Origin of the sequence: Shewanella maritima, assembly GCF_004295345.1 — a bacterium.
GTDB classification, from domain to species: domain Bacteria; phylum Pseudomonadota; class Gammaproteobacteria; order Enterobacterales; family Shewanellaceae; genus Shewanella; species Shewanella maritima.
The window spans coordinates 3350245-3367368 of the sequence record NZ_CP036200.1 but is presented as its reverse complement, the minus strand read 5'-3'; the positions used below and the strand labels follow the sequence as shown (position 1 = coordinate 3367368).

Sequence of the window (17124 nt, the reverse complement as noted above, 5' to 3'; positions counted from 1 at the left end):
TAAACACCCATGTCAGCGCGCCCAACAGCTGAATCATCGTTATTCGCCGAGCTTCCACCGAGTATTTTTGATGGCGTCACACTCATCGAAAATGCCAAGAACTGGCAAGAAAAATACCGCCAAATTATGCTGCTAGGTAAGCAACTGCCAGAGCTACCTGAAAGCCTAAAACATGAGTCAGCTCAAGTAAAAGGCTGTGAAAGCCAAGCTTGGTTGTATCATCAACTAATTGATGGTAAACATTATTTTATTGCTAGCAGTGATGCACGAATCGTAAAAGGGCTCATTGCAATCATCCTAAGTCATACTCAAGCGAAAACGACCAAAGAGATTGCCGATTTCAGTATCTCAGATGAGTTTCAACGCTTAGGATTAAGCGGTCAATTGAGCCCATCAAGAACCAATGGCATTACCGCACTAGCGAACGCAATTGCCGCGTTTAGCCAAGAATAAGCACAGGTAGCCAAAAATAGACCAGGCTAGACAAACGTCGCTAAGTCTATGTTACAAAACCAAATGCAAGCCCGTATTATAGAGAACCCAAACAAGCAGATATATTCAGCATAAGAGGACACGCCATGCCAGGCTCGTTATATGACCCGAAACGCCGTCATTTACTTCAAGGGCTTGGCGCGTGTGCGCTACTCTCTCCCTTTGCCTCCATGCCAGCATGGGCAAGAAGGCAACGGCTTTATATCGACGGCCTATGCTTCCTACCAGAAGACGTAAACGACGTAAAAGCCTCTAAGCTCAACGCCTTTATTGCTGATATTTCAGATATTGAAGCGGTAAAACAAGCCGATGGCACCACCAACTACAAGCGTACCTACAACGCCTGTATCAAGAGTATTGCCAAAGCCAATGCGACTGTCGACGCTCACCCAGATGTGTATCAAAGAGGCTTAACCGGGCTGGATATCGAAAAAGCTGTCGCCCAGGACAAAACAGCGGTGTTCTTTCAAATCCAAGGCGCGGATTGCGTTGAGGGTGACAGCAACGCCAACAACTGGCAACAGCTAGAAGAGTTTCGCCAGCAAGGTTTGCGGGTACTGCAGCTAACGCACCACTATGGCAACGAGTTTGCGGGTGGCGCGTTAGACAATGATGGTAGCCTGGGGCTCGATAAACCGCTGACAGAACAAGGCCGTGAGTTGATTGCTGCGCTAAACCAAAAGAACATGCTCATCGATGTTAGCCATTCAAGCGTACAAACCGCACTTGATACTGCACGTTTAAGCAATAAGCCAATAGTGCAGTCACATGGCGCAGTGCGCAGCATCGTCAACCACGCCCGCTGTAGCCCAGATGAAGTTATCCGTGCCATTGCCGACACTGGCGGCGTATTTGGCGTATTTATGATGAGTTTTTGGCTAACTAACAACCCTGTTCCTACTGTTGATGACTTTGTACGTCAACTTGAGCATGTATCTCGCGTGGGCGGCGTCGAGTCTGTCGCCATCGCCAATGACTATCCACTGCGCGGTCACTTAAAGCTGCTTGAGCTAGAGAATGATAACGCCCAAGGGGTTAAACAATACCTGGATTGGTGGCATAGCTTGCGGGCTAAAAATGTGCTTGGGTTTGATGTTGAGCCAAGACATGTGGTGATACCAGAGCTTAATCATATTGATCGCATGAGCCGCATTGACGATGCGCTGCGCAAAGCGCGATTCAAATCTTCCGATCGCGACCGCTTTATGGGAGGCAATTTGGCTCGAGTATTGCAGTCAGTCGTTGTTTAACACCATATTAGCCAGTTTCGTCAAAAAGCTGGCTAATACCAATTAGCACAAGTATGTGATCTTTCTTACTGGCTAAAATCGCTTATAACTTCGTTAAAAATTTTGTGGGTAGAGCAACTAGCTAGCTGCAATTTCCGCCTTGTTCTAAACGATTTTTCCTGCGTAATATCTGAACACTTATTTATCCCAATTGGTATAACATCGTTTAGCAAAGACCTAGGGAATACTATGGAAAGCCTGATCATCAAGCCAAGTTACGTCGAAATGTTCAACTGCATTGGCCCGCATTGCAGTGACAGCTGTTGCAATGACTGGATGATCACCTTCGACAAACAAAGCTACAAACGCACAGTAGGCAATAAGCAACTTGCAGATATTGCCAAGTTTGCATTGACCGAAGTCAAAGACAATGAATCAACCTGGGCCATCGTTAACCTTGACGAGCAAGGCGCTTGCCCATTTCTTGATGAGAAAAAGTGGTGCCAAATCCACAGTAAAGCAGGTGAAGATGCGCTAAGTTACACCTGCAAAACCTACCCTAAACGAAACCAAATTATTGACGGGCATAAGTACATGAGCTTGTACCTGTCATGTCCTGAAACTGCCAGGTTAGTGCTGTTTGAAGATGCGTTTCAATTTAGTGCGAACCCTAGTGGAAACAATGCACCTGCAAAACCCGGCGCGCCATGGTTAGAGAAAGCCTATGACTATAGCTTAGATTTATTGGTCAACTCAGGTCTTCCGTGGCAACAAGCCTTACTGGCAATAGGCTTTTTAATTAAAACGGCTACGCAGGTAAAGCTGCGCCAAGCGCCACTATCACAACTTGATAGCCGTCATCAGCAACTATCAGCGATGGCACAAGCGGGTATGTTCAGCCAAAGTTATGGGCAAATTCCTTATACTAGTGCACCGCAGAATCAAACCTTCGTTGCGATTCATGACGCGGTAGCTAAGCTGCACTCTAGAGGGATTAGGGACAGATTCTCATCGTTAAATGACATTATTAACCAAGTATGTAATGAGCAAAACAACTACTCTATTGAGCAGTTAAATCAAGCTTGGGAGAAGGGTGTCACTAAAGTGGTGACTGATCACGACGAGCTGTTTACGCGTTTTATTTTGTATTCTATTTATCACAACCACTTCCCTATGGACGAGCAGCATGATCCAGAGTTTATGCTGCAACAACTGATCATCGACTGTTTTATGGTTCGCTGTTATTTAAGCGCACTATATTTCAAGCAACAAACACTCAGTCAAGATGATATTGTCAAATGCTTCCAAACTTATCACGTGGTTAGACAACACAAACCTAAGTTTACCGACCGTTTAAAAGAAGTGTTACTGGCAAATAATCTGACATCACTGCCAGCGGCGATTAGTTTGTTGAAAACAACATAAAATATGCATCAACAACAATAGAAGCACTCAATTACAAGGCTAGCGATTGCTTGCCTTGCAAGGATGTTGAGTTCGGTTCAAACCAATTTAAACTGTCAGAGAGCTCTACCACTTCACCGATAATCATCAGCGCTGGCATTTGCAGTTCAGGATGCTTTGCTAGGGTTGCGAGCTCACCTAAGCTGGCTTTAAATACTTGCTGCTCTTGAGTGGTCGCTTTTGAAACAATGGCGACAGGAGTTGACGCTGCGCGACCTGCATTGAGCAAACCGTCACGAATAATCTCGGCGTTTAAAATTCCCATGTACACTACTAGCGTATTATTTGGGTTGGCATAGCCTTGCCAGTCCATTGGGCGAGACTCAAGCTGGCAATGACCTGTAATAAAAGTCACCCCTTGGGCGTGATCGCGATGAGTTAATGGAATACCTGCATATGATGAAGTCCCGCTTGCTGCAGTAATACCCGGCACGACTTCAAATGGCACCTTAGCGTCGACTAAAGTTTGCAGTTCTTCACCGCCGCGGCCAAAAATAAATGGGTCGCCACCTTTTAAGCGAATGACACTTTTACGGGTATACGCTTTGGTCACTAGTAGTTGGTTTATTTGATCCTGACTTGCACTGTGTTTACCGGCGCGTTTTCCCACGGCAATTTTCTCAGCACTTGCTGGCAACAAGGCTAAGATTTCCGGACTTACCAGTGCGTCATAAAGCACCACTTCTGCTTGTTGCAGCAAACGAAAGGCTTTTACTGTCAGTAGATCGACATCACCAGGCCCTGCTCCTACGAGCCAGACCTTGCCGATTGCCTGTTGATTGGGGATTGAAATTAGCTCCATCACACCTTCCGCTATGTTTGATTTGGATCAAATATAGCGGCTTACATATTCCATATATAATAGTTAATAGTTAGTTTTTATAACCATAATGAATATATAGAGGATTTGTGATTATTAAGCGGGGCAGAAGAAAAACAAGCTAGACGCATAATTTTCATGCAGATTACTTAAAAGTTTGTTTAAATCAGAAACTAAAGAACCTCAAAAACGCAGGATACAAGCTCGACACTAGATAACATTTTTGGTGACAATATCAGCGCTGTACAACTTAGCTAGGAAGCAAGATGAATAAACAACAGTTTGGAACTATATCAAGTCGTGGGCCAGTTAGATGGGTGGCACGAAGCGTAAAACACACTATAAGCATATTACTGTTAACACTGGGCATAACTTCAGTTGCAAGCGCACAAGACTCGCTGCTAGAAGCTCGAGTTAAAGATGAGCTTGAAACCTCAGATCACGCCTTTGTGATCACCCCGCACAAAGCCAATTATATTTTACCTGTGACTTACCAAACTCGAACTAACTTTGAGCCTTTTAGGGAAAAGTACCCAGATGAAGAAGGTAAGGTCGACAACATTGAAGCTAAGTTTCAGATTAGCTTTAAATTTCCATTGTGGTACAACATGTTTGGCGACAACGGTCACCTATTTTTTGCCTATTCTAACCAGTCATATTGGCAGGTGTATAACAAAGACGTCTCATCACCATTTAGAGAAACCAACCATGAACCGGAAATGTTCATGCTGTTCAATAACGACTGGGAAGTGGCAGGCCTAACCAACTCATTTTGGGGTTTTGGTATGGTGCATCAATCTAATGGCCAATCAACAACACTGTCACGCAGCTGGAACCGCATATACGGCACCATGGTATTCGACAAAGGCCCTTTCGCACTTGGTTTAAAGGCATGGTGGCGTGTACCTGAAGATGACAAAGAGTTCGACACTGACCCTCGCGGCGATGATAATCCAGACATTGGCGACTACATGGGTAACTTCGAACTGACATCAATTTATGGTTTGGGCGATCATCGCTTTACCATGATGCTACGCAACGATTTATTTGGCACTCAGCGCGGCGCAGTAGAAGTCACCTGGAGCTATCCGATTGTCGGTAACTTGCGCCTGTATACTCAGTATTTTAACGGTTACGGTGAAAGCCTTATCGACTATAACCACCATAACCAACGTATTGGTATTGGCTTAGCGCTTAACGATATTTTGTAAATACTTCATCGAGCAAGCAACAAAAAAGGTGCTAATTAGCACCTTTTTTATTGTGATTATATGTTTATAACCAAGCTTGATAGTCTATTTAGGGAATAGGGTTATAGTACAGCTTATTTATCGCCATATTCCACTTTAGAGCCTAGTTCAATACCATTGTCGGTAAAGCGAATATCCATCGACATGTTCATATCATAGTGCTTGAACATCTCAAGCTCTGGTGGCATTTCTTCACCACTATTTTCAATCACATCAATTAACGGACCAATGGCTTTCTTGTAGTCGATTTGTGTCGCAATAAAGCCATTATTCTCAAGCTTTTGACTTGCTAAATTATCAACCATAGCAGCGCCCTTCTCACCACTGAATAACACTAAGTGGTTGCCGCGAAGCGCAAGCTTAGCCGTTACACCGTACTCAGGTGGTAGCATCAGCATCGAAGATACATCGACAGCCTCACCACCATCAGTTAATTGCACTTGGGCAAGCGGCGGATAAAACGGCGCTACCATATTCAACAACAATGATGGGTCTTGAGCAGAGACCGCAACTAATGCATCGAGGTTATCAACCTTTGGCTGGCCATTTTGCTCAGACAATTGATAACCATTGACGCTGATGCTGATACCTTTAACACCATCAGCCATGCCAGTCATCATGCCAAGCATCATAGGATTTTGCTGGGCTATCTCCTGCTGCATTTGCGCTAGCGGCGCACACTGATAGCTCGGAGTTTGTAAATCGCTCCAAATTGCATTGATGCTAGATGAAACTTCACCAACATCAATACCTAAGCCCATAGCAAACAAACTTTGCTCGCCAAAGCTAGGTACAAAACCTTGTAGCTTACTCAACGCCTTTAAAATTTTTGCGTTCTTTGACTCAACAATCACTCTGCTTGCCATGGTTGAATAACCAGATTTAACTTCTAGCTTATCGATACCCATGACAGTTTTTGGCCAATTGTTAGCAATCGACATTAGCTCAGTGTGACACTCAGTACTGCGCATCATAGCCAGCTCTTGTGAGCCTTGTAGTGCGGCGATACCTGAGATTTGTTTCGCCAGCGTATTGCCGCTCTCTGACGTCAAACCATTCACAAGCGCCTGATGGTTAATAAAGCTCACGCCATCTTTAGTGAAGTTATATTGCTTGAAAATATCTTCAACATAGCTAGTTTGCGTAATCGGGTTGCTAACTTGAGCAAGATCCAATGCTTGTGCGGTGTACTCTTCATCGATCAATGACGATTTAAAGGTAAAAGTAACCCAACCGTCTTTTTCTGCAATAACCAAATCAATTGACTCTGGCTCGCCGCTATCTAGCACAGGATAACTACGCACAGCCAAACCGCGGAGGTTTTGCGCTTGATGTAGCACACCACTTTCTACTTCAGCTCGGTCAATTTCAGCCCAGAAAGCCGCAGGATTTGTCACTTCGAACTTCATTACAGGCAATGCGCCAATAAAATAAGATGAACTACGCATGGTATCGGCGATACCAAACTGAGCCAGCACAGCTTGTGGGTCGTCTAACTTTGCCATTGCACTATTAAACAAACTAATAAACAGTGGCGAGATAGGTAGCTCTGGCGCCACATCTAACGGAATAGGCTCATGTGGCATCGCCTGATATTGCTTAGCAGACGAGGCTAAATACTGCTTAATAGGAAACGGCGTTAACTGGGCCGATAGCATCACAGTGTCTGCCGGTACATTGGCAAGCACCTGGCTATTGCTCGAGGCAGAATCTTGCATAGTGGCGACATAACCTAATGCGGCGAGTGAGACAATCCCTGCCCCGACGACGAGTTTTTTCATCTTTGCTCCATTTTTATTGTTGGACTATTGCGACTAGATTTTTAACTATCTTTAAATTAACAATCTATAAAGCGCGCATAAAACAGTGAGTTATTGTGACCTATATAAGATTTAAGTGCTATGAATTGTTGAAGTTTGTTTATGGCGGGGCGATAAAAAATAAAATCCCCAGCAGGGCAATCTTGCCCTGCTGGGGATAACTGATTTGATTTTCCTGCGCTAACAAGTCAATCAAGTGCTCGTGGAAGCGAGCGAAGCTTTTGGAGGTACTTGGATTGCAATTACAGTCCTAAAGTGTCGACAAAAACCGTCTACGGGAACTTCTAAATTTAGACCACCCTAGAGGCTTTTGCATGAGTTTTTTAACAAAAATTCATAAAAACAGCCTTTAACAGCGATTTATATGCCTATCTCGCAAAAATACCACAAGGATATCGGTCATTTAGTAAGTTCTAGCATAAATAACTGACAAGGCGTTTTTATTACAGTTTCATCGTCACTGATAAAATTCACCAAATTCACACTTTTGGACTAGCGCTATTTGACCTATCAATTAGCGCTTAAGCGCACGCAATATAGGTTAGATCTCGTAGTGCAAGCCACACTCGCGTTTCATACCGTTAAAACGTGTTTGCTCCTCTGTCATACCAGCTTCAAGTGGTTGAGATGAGTGTGTATCACCGACCGACACATAACCTTGCTCCCACAGAGGGTGATACGGCAAATCATGCTCAACTAGGTACTCGTGGATCTGCTTATTTGACCAATCAATAATCGGTAAGAATTTAAATCGTTTACCGTGAATCGCCAAAATAGGCAGCTCTTCTCGCGTACTTGACTGACTTCTGCGCAACCCTGCAAACCAGGTTCCTACACTTAATTGCGCTAGCGCTCTTTGCATAGGCTCTACTTTGTTAATGCGATTGTATTCATCTAACGCATCTAGGCCTTTTTCCCATAATTTTCCTGTAGTTGCCTCTTGCCAAGCAGCACTTTTGGTTGCGCTAAACACATGAAGATTTAACGACAAGCGCTCTGTTAGCTCTTCAATAAAGCGATAGGTTTCAGGAAACAGATATCCCGTATCTGTCAGTATCACCGGAATGTTAGCTTTAGCGCTATTCATCATATGCAACATCACTGCAGCTTGGATCCCAAAGCTTGACGACAAAGCGTGACAGTCAGGTAAGTAGGCAAGGGCCCATTCCACTCTCTGCTCGGCTGATAAGCCTTCAAGAAACTGGTTAACCTTCGCTAACCCCTGCTGCGCGGTCGCTTTTGGCGCTGCGAGCAAACTCAACAATTCATCTTTAGATATTGGCGAATTTATCGAGCCACTAACGCTTAGGGATTCATCGCCAACAGCTTGCGTGACTTGGTTATCCATGAAAATCCTTAGCGGCATCAACAACGGCCTTTACTACACCAACACGCACAGTAAAGTTACCGAAAGTTTCGCCTGCATCTCGCTCGGCTGCATAACGGCCAAATAATTCGTCTAACTCAGCCAATATTCGCGCTTCTTGGATGTTTTCTTTGTACATTTTATTCAGGCGCGTACCTTCAAAACTTGCACCCAGATATAAGTTGTAACGCCCTGGCGCTTTACCCACTAAGCCGATTTCTGCGGCAAACGGACGCGCACAGCCGTTAGGGCAACCCGTCATTCGCACTACAATAGCTTGGTCTTCAATACCATGCTTTTGCTGTAGGGCATCAACGTGGTCGATAAACTCAGGAAAGTAACGCTCAGCTTCTGCCATCGCTAGCGGACAAGTTGGCAATGCCACACAAGCAATTGAGTGGCCGCGAGTTGCCGATAGTACTTTACCTAATAATCCATGCTTACGCGCTAAGCCTTCTATTTCAGCTTTATCTTGCTCTGCAACACCGGCAATAATCATATTTTGGTTTGATGTCATGCGGAAATCACCTTTATGGATTTTGGCAATTTCGCGCAGGCCAGTTTGCAATGTTTGCCCTGGCATATCTTTAATTCGACCGCTTTCGATAAACAAGGTTAGATGCCACTTGCCATCGATACCTTCAACCCAGCCGTAACGGTCACCGCGATCGCCAATCACCACATCGCGCTTAGGCTCAAACTTCACACCAGCGCGTTTTTCAACTTCAGCTTTAAAGGCATCATAACCATGGTCGACAATGGTATATTTCAAACGCGCACGCTTACGCACCACGCGGTTACCCCAGTCGCGCTGCACAGTCATCACAGCTTCGGCAAACTTGATCACATCTTGGGTTTTAATAAAGCCAAAATCATCAGCCAGACGTGGGAAGGTTTCCACCTCACCATGGGTAGAACCCATGCCACCGCCAGCTACCAGGTTAAAGCCAACTAACTCGCCGTTTTCAGCTACGGCAATAAAACCAAGGTCATTGGTATAAACATCAACGTCGTTATCAGGTGGCACTGATACCGCCATTTTGAACTTGCGTGGCAAGTACGTTTTGCCATAAACAGGTTCATTGGTTTGGGTATCAACTAGCTTTTCTTCATCGAGCCAAATCTCAGCATAAGCGCGGGTGTGAGGCAGCAGGTGATCAGATAGCTCTTTTGCCACTGCGTACGCTTGCTCATGCAACTTTGACTCAATCGGGTTTGGATTACACATCACGTTGCGGTTTACATCACCACATGCGGCAATTGAGTCTAACGCAGCTCTATCTAGCCCCTGAATTAGTGTTTTAAGATTACGCTTAGGAATACCATGGTATTGGAACGTTTGACGAGTAGTTAAACGAATACTGTTTGATGTAGTTAAGGTAGATGAAATTCTATCGACATCTAACCACTGCTCCGGCGTACAAATACCACCTGGTACACGGGCACGCAGCATGAAGCTATATAGCGGTTCAAGCTTTTGTGCTTTACGCTCATTGCGTAAGTCTCGGTCATCTTGCTGATAAAAACCGTGGAATTTAATTAGCTGCTGATCGCCATCACTAAACGAGCCCGTCACCTGAGTATCTAACCCCTCTTGAATGGTGCCGCGCAAGTAATCACTGTCGGTTTTTAAATATTCATTTACTGCTAACTTTTGCTCACTCATGTGAAACCTCAAAATTTGTCTTGGCCGCGCCCATCGTTATTGCTTTTAGTCTGACTAATTAGTGGCGTGACGAATAATCTGTTTGCGTTCTCTAGTTCTTATCTCTAGTGAGAAAAGTTAATAAACGTCTTTCTGGTAACGTTTTTCTACGCGTAATGTATCTAGGTAACTGGCGGCATCATCGCTTGATAATCCGCCCTGAGTTTGGGCAACATCTAACAAGGCTTGATGCACATCTTTTGCCATACGCTCAGCGTCACCACATATATATATATGCGCGCCATTTTGCAGCCACTGCCATACCTGCTTAGCTTGTTCACTGATACGGTGCTGCACGTAAATCTTATGCTCTTGATCACGGGAGAACGCCACATCAAGCTGAGTTAACTCGCCCGACTTAAGGTACTGCTGCCACTCGGTTTGATATAAGAAGTCTTGCTCAAAATGTGGGTTACCAAAGAACAACCAGCTATTGCCTTCAACGCCATCACTGCTGCGTTGTTGCATAAAGGCACGAAACGGCGCTACGCCAGTACCAGGGCCAATCATAATCACTGGCGTGTCAGGGTTTTCTGGCAAGCGGAAGTTGTTGTTAGGCTCAACGTAGACTTTGACTTGTTGGCCTTCCTCGGCAGAGGCTAGGAAATGTGACGCGCCGCCAAAGCGAGCCTGACCATTACGCTCATCTTCAACTAACGCCACGGTAAGGTGGACTTCTGCTTCTACTTCAGCCTGACTTGAGGCGATAGAATATAAACGCGGCGTTAATGGGCGCAGTAAATCAACAAAAGCCTGCGCCTCAACTTTGGCAGGATAAGCCTTAATGATGTCTACCACTTGCTGAGTCAGCATAAACTCTCTGGTTTTACTCTTGTCGCTCGCAAGTGCTTGCAAAGACTTATCAGCGCTGAGTTCAGCCCAGTTTTGAATAAAGCCAGGATATAGCTGAGTTAGCTCTTTGCTGTTGATAAGTGCCTGCTTCAAAGTCGTGCTTTGTTTGCTCACTTCAACCGACTCATCACCAGATAACTCGAGCTGAGCTAATACTTCATCAACTAACTCAAGGTTATTACTAAACCATACACCTAGGGCATCACCCACCTGATACTCAATACCTGAATCACCTAAGTCAATTTCAACATGGCGCACATCGCGATCTGAGTCGCGGCCAGTCAGCTTCTGACTCACAAGGATTTCAGCTGTATATGGCGCTTTTTTGGTGTATTGACTCGCGCCTGCTTGCGCAGCAGAAATCGGTACTACACTCGCTGAGGCTGCGTTAGTTGAAGATTCAAGATGAGGTTTTACCGCCTCTAATACAGAGTCAGTCCATGCATCAGCGCTATCCTCATAATCAACGTCACACTCAACCATTGGTGTTAACGCTTTCGCACCTAACGCAGCAAGGCGCGCATCAAAGTCTTTACCGGTTTGGCAGAAGAACTCATAGCTAGAATCACCGAGCGCCAATACCGAGTAATGTAGGTTATCCAGCTTCGGGGCGCGTTTTGAAGCTAAAAACTCATGTAGCTGCATAGCATCATCTGGCGCTTCACCTTCACCATGGGTACTGACCACCACCAACAGTAAGGTTTCTTGTTTTAGCGCGCGAGCTTTGTAATCGGCCATTGAGGTCAAATTAACACTGTAGCCTTGCTCCTGCGCTTTTTGCGCCAGAGTTTCGGCCACGCCACGACCATTACCCGTTTGGCTGCCATATAAAATGGTGATGATTTGACTAGCTTGCGCTGCGGGTGCACTCGCCACAGCGCCAACAGCATTAGCACTAGCAGCAAGATAACCACTCACCCAGGCTTGCTGGATTGGATTTAGCTCGGCGGTAAATTGCTTTAGCTTTTCTACCTGCCCCTGTGATAGGGGGGAAGCTAATGCAGATAATTCTTTTAACAACATAGGGCGGCCTTATAACAAAATAATGCTGTTAGCTTACTCCTTGGCCAAATTGTCAAAAAAGAATAAAAGATAATTCTTTATACGTTTATGGAATATGCAAAGGTTATTTTTTGAGCTACAAAAGTGTGGCTTAGTTAAAAGTTTTAGTGATCTACAACGCAAAACAGTGGGATTTCTCTAACTGGCTCTTGTCACGTTTATGGCTAATGCTTCAAGCTAAGGGGCTAATTTCTTATTGAATTTACGCCACTTCGATTGTCACAAAAACAGAACAACAATCACAAAACGCGATACAAGTAAGAACTAAATCCTGGTTTCCATCACTAAGATGGGTCTGGGTCACACCATCATGTTCGACCTTACATAATGGGATGCCGTAACCGCCTAAACATCAAGGTTTAGGTACAGCCTTTTTTATTAACCATCAGGGAACAGTCATGCAGATTGGAATACCGAGAGAAAGTATTGCAGGTGAAACCCGCGTCGCAGCGACGCCGGCGACTGTAGTACAACTACAAAAACTCGGCTTTAGCGTGGCCATCGAAAAAGCAGCAGGCAATTTGTCTAGCTTTGATGATGCTGCGTTTGAAGCTGCTGGGCAGAAGTTGTAGATAGTGCGTATCAAGCTGACTTAGTGTTTAAAGTTAACGCACCAACGGATGACGAAATCGAGCAAATGCAAGCAGGCACTATCTTAGTGAGCTTCATTTGGCCTGCACAGAATCCTGAGCTGGTTGAAAAACTTTCACAAAAGAACATCACAGTAATGGCAATGGACATGGTGCCGCGTATTTCTCGCGCCCAGTCATTAGATGCGCTTTCGTCAATGGCCAACATTGGTGGCTACCGAGCAGTGGTTGAAGCAGCACATGAATTTGGTCGCTTCTTCACCGGACAAATCACTGCCGCAGGTAAAGTACCACCAGCTAAAGTATTGGTCATTGGCGCAGGTGTTGCGGGCTTAGCCGCAATTGGCGCAGCAGGCTCACTAGGCGCGGTTGTGCGTGCATTCGATACCCGCTTAGAAGTTGCCGAGCAAATCGAGTCAATGGGCGGTGAGTTTTTAAAACTTGAGTTTGAAAACGAAGAAAGCGGCTCATCAGACGGTTACGCTAAAGTGATGTCGGATGAATTTATCGCTGCTGAAATGGCGCTTTTTGCCGAGCAAGCAAAAGAAGTCGATATCATCATCACCACCGCGCTTATTCCAGGTCGCCCTGCTCCTAAGCTTATCACCAAAGAAATGGTTGATAGCATGAAGAGCGGTAGCGTGATTGTTGACCTTGCAGCGGCAACTGGCGGTAACTGTGAGTACACAGTAACAGGCGAGAAAATCGTTACTGATAATGGCGTTAAAGTACTTGGTTACACTGACCTTCCAGGTCGCCTACCGGCGCAATCATCACAGCTTTACGGTACTAACCTAGTTAACCTAATGAAGCTTATGTGCAAAGAAAAAGACGGCAATGCAGTCTTAGACTTTGACGATGTTGTCATGCGTAACATGACAGTGACTCGCGATGGCGAAATCACCTTCCCACCACCAGCAATTTCGGTTTCTGCCGCGCCGCAACAAGCCGCGCCCAAAGTAGAAGCACCCGTTAAAGAAGAGAAAAAGCCATCTAAGCTCAAGTACATTCTTGGCGCAGCAGGTATTGCCGCCTTTGGCATGATTGCCCAGGTTGCACCACCTGAGTTCCTGTCACACTTCACGGTATTCGTACTGTCTTGTGTGGTTGGTTACTACGTCGTTTGGAACGTAACCCACGCACTGCATACTCCGCTAATGTCGGTCACCAATGCTATTTCAGGCATCATTGTGGTGGGCGCATTACTGCAAATAGGAAGTGGCTCAGCACTGGTCACCGCACTATCGTTTATCGCGGTTCTCATTGCCAGCATTAACATTTTTGGTGGCTTCACCGTCACTCAGCGCATGCTGAAAATGTTCCGTAAAGATTAAGGGGTATTATCGTGTCTCAAGGACTGGTTACAGCATCATATATCGTTGCCGCAGTATTTTTTATTCTCAGCCTAGCTGGGTTATCAAAACAAGAAACGGCTAAGAACGGTAACATATTCGGTATCATCGGGATGACCATTGCGCTTGGCGCGACCATCCTAAATCCAGAAACACACGGCGTTCACTGGATCATCCTGGCGATGGTTATTGGTGGCGCAATTGGTATTCGCTTCGCGCTTAAAGTTGAAATGACTGAAATGCCTGAGCTAGTGGCAATTTTGCATAGCTTTGTCGGTATGGCAGCAGTATTAGTTGGCTTTAACAGCTTTATTGACCTGCACCCACAAGCGGTCAATGAAGTAGTGGTAACGCTAGGTGATGACGTTCATGCGTCACTGCAAGCAGCCAAAGCCGCGATTGTTGAAGCAAGCCAGCAGGCAAGCGCTCATGACGCGCACCTCACTGGCGCTATGCTAAACATTCACCTAGTTGAGGTGTTCCTAGGCGTATTCATTGGCGCAGTGACCTTCACAGGCTCTGTGGTAGCTTTTGGTAAGCTGCGCGGTTTAATTCCATCTAAAGCGCTAATGCTACCTCACCGTCATAAGCTCAACCTGGCTGCCGTTGTTGTGTCATTAATCCTAATGATCCAATTCGTACAAGCTGGCGGCGCTATGACACCGCTGATCATCATGACGCTAATTGCTTTTGCCTTTGGTTGGCACCTAGTTGCATCGATTGGCGGGGCAGACATGCCAGTTGTCGTCTCTATGCTCAACTCATACTCAGGTTGGGCAGCAGCTGCTGCAGGTTTCATGCTATCAAACGACCTACTGATTGTAGTCGGTGCGCTAGTAGGCTCTTCTGGTGCAATCCTGTCTTACATCATGTGTAAGGCGATGAACCGCTCATTTATCTCGGTCATTGCAGGTGGCTTTGGTAGCGATGGCACTGCAGCATCTGGTGATGAAGAAATGGGCGAGTTCCGAGAAACTACAGCTGAAGATGTAGCTGAGCAGCTAAAAGCATCTAGCTCAGTTATCATCACCCCAGGCTATGGTATGGCGGTTGCCCAGGCGCAATATCCAGTTGCTGAAATCACTAAAAAGCTACGCGATTTAGGTATTACTGTGCGCTTTGGTATTCACCCGGTTGCGGGTCGTCTGCCTGGTCATATGAACGTACTGCTTGCTGAAGCAAAAGTACCTTATGACGTAGTGTTAGAGATGGATGAGATTAATGATGACTTCTCAGACACAGATACCGTACTGGTTATCGGCGCTAACGATACGGTTAACCCAGGGGCAATGGAAGATCCAAACAGCCCAATCGCAGGTATGCCAGTATTAGAAGTATGGAACGCGCAAAACGTAATTGCCTTTAAACGTTCAATGAATACAGGTTATGCCGGCGTGCAAAACCCATTGTTCTTCAAAGACAATACCCAAATGCTATTTGGCGATGCGAAAGACAGCGTAGAAGCGATTCTTAAAGCGCTTTAAGCTAAACGTTAGATAGAAAAGCAAATACCAGCTCGTTGTTAACTATGCGAGCTGGTATTTTTTTACCTAAAACTCAACACTCGCCTGCAGATAAACGGCACGCCAGTAAACTTAAGCTAACACTAAACAAGTGTTTCAGCGTTTAACACTTTAGTCTAACAGCTAGCATTTTCAGTCACTTAAGCGATAAAGTGCCTGCCGACCTTTGTTTATTAACCTTTTTCTTCTCAACCCATTTTTTCAGTTTATAGAATTAGCTTTTGCCAAAAGGAGATCGGCATGCGCACTGTTTCTTCTCTGCTTAACGCCGTTATCGGTTTATTTACTGTGGTAGCTCTGCTTAGCTATAGCGCTAAGGTAAATGCAGACGACACTCACAAAAACCCTGTTTCACATAGCCTTGCTTCACAAACCCCTGTTTCACAAAGTCTTAGCTACGGTCAGGTGTTTGAACATCAATCTCAAATATTTGCCGCTAAACGCCGCTATATGGTTGCATTGCCTGAGCGTTATCACATGCAAATTCCGGGCACCCAAAGACACTACAGCGTGCTGTATGTTATTGATGGCGACTTCCAGTTTCGCCACGTTTCTGCCGCAGCCCACACCCTTGCGCGCATGGGCAAAATCCCACCGCTAATCGTTGTGGGCATCGCTATGCAGGGGCAAAAAGATTATCTGTACGCCAATACCTGGGAGTCTGAAAAAGAAGGCAGCGAATTTGGCGGCTCAGATAAACTGCAAGCCTATTTAAGCCAGGAATTAATCCCATTAATCGATAGCGAGTATCGCACCACTGACGCTAAAGCCCTGTCAGGCTATTCATTGGGAGGGCTATTCACCTTGTATAGCATGATACAAGAAAGCACACCTTTTAACGCATTTTTGGCTTTTAGCCCAAGCGCGTGGTACGACGGCAACAATATAGAGCAGCAACTACAGCGCTTTTTGAAAACTAAACCAAAAACCGAGCTGTTTATGACACTCGCTAACGAGAAAGGGATGGGCGTTGCCGAGTTGGATAAACTTTTTAGTGCGCATACAGATCAAAACTTGCGCTACGGCTATCAGGTGTTTGCTGATGAAACCCATTATTCGACAGCTATGCCATCCATTGTTGCGGGATTGGAGTTTCTTGCGCCCAACTATTACGTTGATTTAGACCCAATGCTGGAGTTTGCTGACTATCAGGCACTGTTGGCGCACTTTAAGCGAAAGCAGTCGCAATGGGCAGGGTTTCGCTTTGATTGGCTACAAGCCTATCACCTAGCAAAATACCTATTTCGCTCTAAACAGCACACCAAAGTTGACCAAGTATTAGCAGCTATCAAACAGGACTTTCCAGAGTCGTATTTAGAAGTTGTCATCGCATTTTCAAAGGGCTTTGTCGCCACCAAAGATCCACAAAAGTCACTGCAAATCTTAAAGCAAGTTAGCGCTCAAGGTGAGCATCACCCGAACTGGCATCAACAAATGAGTAAAACATATGAAGCCCTTGATAACAGTAGGCTTGCCAAACAACACCATCAACAAGCTGTTAAGCTCGCCAAGCAATATCAATATGAGTCATGGGGTTATTGGGAGTTGGCGCCAGATGCTTTTACCGACTAAACGCATTTACCAACTAGAGATACTTCA

11 protein-coding genes and 1 pseudogene are annotated in these 17124 nt (G+C 45.4%); 7 read left to right on the top strand and 5 right to left on the bottom strand.

Annotated features, from left to right (window positions below; all coding sequences use genetic code 11):
* The first annotated feature begins 9 nt into the window (after positions 1-9).
* The 3 genes from EXU30_RS14330 (at position 10) to fliB (ending at position 3146) form a co-directional block, all read left to right on the top strand.
* A complete protein-coding gene (locus EXU30_RS14330; RefSeq protein WP_130601151.1) occupies positions 10-453 on the top strand; it encodes a SufE family protein in 444 nt (147 codons plus the stop codon).
* Positions 454-578: 125 nt separating this feature from the next.
* Complete coding sequence (locus tag EXU30_RS14325; RefSeq protein ID WP_130601149.1) at positions 579-1742, top strand: membrane dipeptidase; 1164 nt, start codon at positions 579-581, stop codon at positions 1740-1742.
* A gap of 228 nt (positions 1743-1970) precedes the next feature.
* Positions 1971-3146, top strand: a complete 1176-nt coding sequence (gene fliB / locus EXU30_RS14320) for a flagellin lysine-N-methylase (RefSeq protein WP_130601147.1) — start codon at positions 1971-1973, stop codon at positions 3144-3146.
* Between the two features lie 31 nt (positions 3147-3177).
* On the opposite strand, the gene cobA is transcribed toward fliB, so the two are convergent.
* Positions 3178-3987 carry a uroporphyrinogen-III C-methyltransferase gene (cobA, locus tag EXU30_RS14315; RefSeq protein WP_130601145.1) on the bottom strand — a complete coding sequence of 270 codons (810 nt, stop codon included), beginning with the start codon at positions 3985-3987 and terminating at the stop codon, positions 3178-3180.
* Between the two features lie 284 nt (positions 3988-4271).
* Here cobA and EXU30_RS14310 point away from each other — a divergent pair, with 284 nt between their 5' ends.
* Positions 4272-5216: a phospholipase A gene (locus tag EXU30_RS14310; RefSeq protein ID WP_130601143.1), complete on the top strand. Its 945-nt coding sequence runs from the start codon at positions 4272-4274 to the stop codon at positions 5214-5216.
* Positions 5217-5329: 113 nt separating this feature from the next.
* Here the strand turns inward: EXU30_RS14310 and EXU30_RS14305 are convergent, their stop codons facing one another.
* From EXU30_RS14305 to EXU30_RS14290, 4 genes are all read right to left on the bottom strand, one after another.
* Positions 5330-7036 carry a hypothetical protein gene (locus tag EXU30_RS14305; protein WP_130601141.1) on the bottom strand — a complete coding sequence of 569 codons (1707 nt, stop codon included), beginning with the start codon at positions 7034-7036 and terminating at the stop codon, positions 5330-5332.
* 580 nt (positions 7037-7616) lie between these two features.
* Positions 7617-8423: a phosphoadenylyl-sulfate reductase gene (locus EXU30_RS14300; protein WP_130601139.1), complete on the bottom strand. Its 807-nt coding sequence runs from the start codon at positions 8421-8423 to the stop codon at positions 7617-7619.
* Complete coding sequence (gene cysI / locus EXU30_RS14295; RefSeq protein WP_130601137.1) at positions 8416-10107, bottom strand: assimilatory sulfite reductase (NADPH) hemoprotein subunit; 1692 nt, start codon at positions 10105-10107, stop codon at positions 8416-8418. The genes EXU30_RS14300 and cysI overlap by 8 nt, the downstream gene beginning before the upstream one ends.
* A gap of 117 nt (positions 10108-10224) precedes the next feature.
* Positions 10225-12021, bottom strand: a complete 1797-nt coding sequence (locus tag EXU30_RS14290; protein WP_130601135.1) for an assimilatory sulfite reductase (NADPH) flavoprotein subunit — start codon at positions 12019-12021, stop codon at positions 10225-10227.
* Positions 12022-12458: 437 nt separating this feature from the next.
* Here EXU30_RS14290 and EXU30_RS14285 point away from each other — a divergent pair.
* The 3 genes and pseudogenes from EXU30_RS14285 to EXU30_RS14275 all read left to right on the top strand — a co-directional run bounded on the left by EXU30_RS14285 (position 12459) and on the right by EXU30_RS14275 (position 17097).
* Positions 12459-13984, top strand: a pseudogene (locus EXU30_RS14285) (Re/Si-specific NAD(P)(+) transhydrogenase subunit alpha).
* 11 nt (positions 13985-13995) lie between these two features.
* On the top strand, positions 13996-15486 hold the full coding sequence (gene pntB, locus EXU30_RS14280; protein WP_130601133.1) for a Re/Si-specific NAD(P)(+) transhydrogenase subunit beta: 1491 nt from the start codon (positions 13996-13998) through the stop codon (positions 15484-15486).
* Positions 15487-15765: 279 nt separating this feature from the next.
* Positions 15766-17097, top strand: coding sequence for an alpha/beta hydrolase (locus EXU30_RS14275; RefSeq protein WP_130601131.1), 1332 nt, complete (start codon positions 15766-15768; stop codon positions 17095-17097).
* Positions 17098-17124: the final 27 nt, after the last annotated feature.

Excerpts from the sequence above, each read along its gene's own strand:
- EXU30_RS14330 (WP_130601151.1), top strand. The coding sequence starts at position 10 with ATGTCAGCGCGCCCAACAGCTGAATCATCGTTATTCGCCGAGCTTCCA.
- EXU30_RS14325 (WP_130601149.1), top strand. The coding sequence starts at position 579 with ATGCCAGGCTCGTTATATGACCCGAAACGCCGTCATTTACTTCAAGGG.
- fliB (WP_130601147.1), top strand. The coding sequence starts at position 1,971 with ATGGAAAGCCTGATCATCAAGCCAAGTTACGTCGAAATGTTCAACTGC.
- cobA (WP_130601145.1), bottom strand. The coding sequence starts at position 3,987 with ATGGAGCTAATTTCAATCCCCAATCAACAGGCAATCGGCAAGGTCTGG.
- EXU30_RS14310 (WP_130601143.1), top strand. The coding sequence starts at position 4,272 with ATGAATAAACAACAGTTTGGAACTATATCAAGTCGTGGGCCAGTTAGA.
- EXU30_RS14305 (WP_130601141.1), bottom strand. The coding sequence starts at position 7,036 with ATGAAAAAACTCGTCGTCGGGGCAGGGATTGTCTCACTCGCCGCATTA.
- EXU30_RS14300 (WP_130601139.1), bottom strand. The coding sequence starts at position 8,423 with ATGGATAACCAAGTCACGCAAGCTGTTGGCGATGAATCCCTAAGCGTT.
- cysI (WP_130601137.1), bottom strand. The coding sequence starts at position 10,107 with ATGAGTGAGCAAAAGTTAGCAGTAAATGAATATTTAAAAACCGACAGT.
- EXU30_RS14290 (WP_130601135.1), bottom strand. The coding sequence starts at position 12,021 with ATGTTGTTAAAAGAATTATCTGCATTAGCTTCCCCCCTATCACAGGGG.
- EXU30_RS14275 (WP_130601131.1), top strand. The coding sequence starts at position 15,766 with ATGCGCACTGTTTCTTCTCTGCTTAACGCCGTTATCGGTTTATTTACT.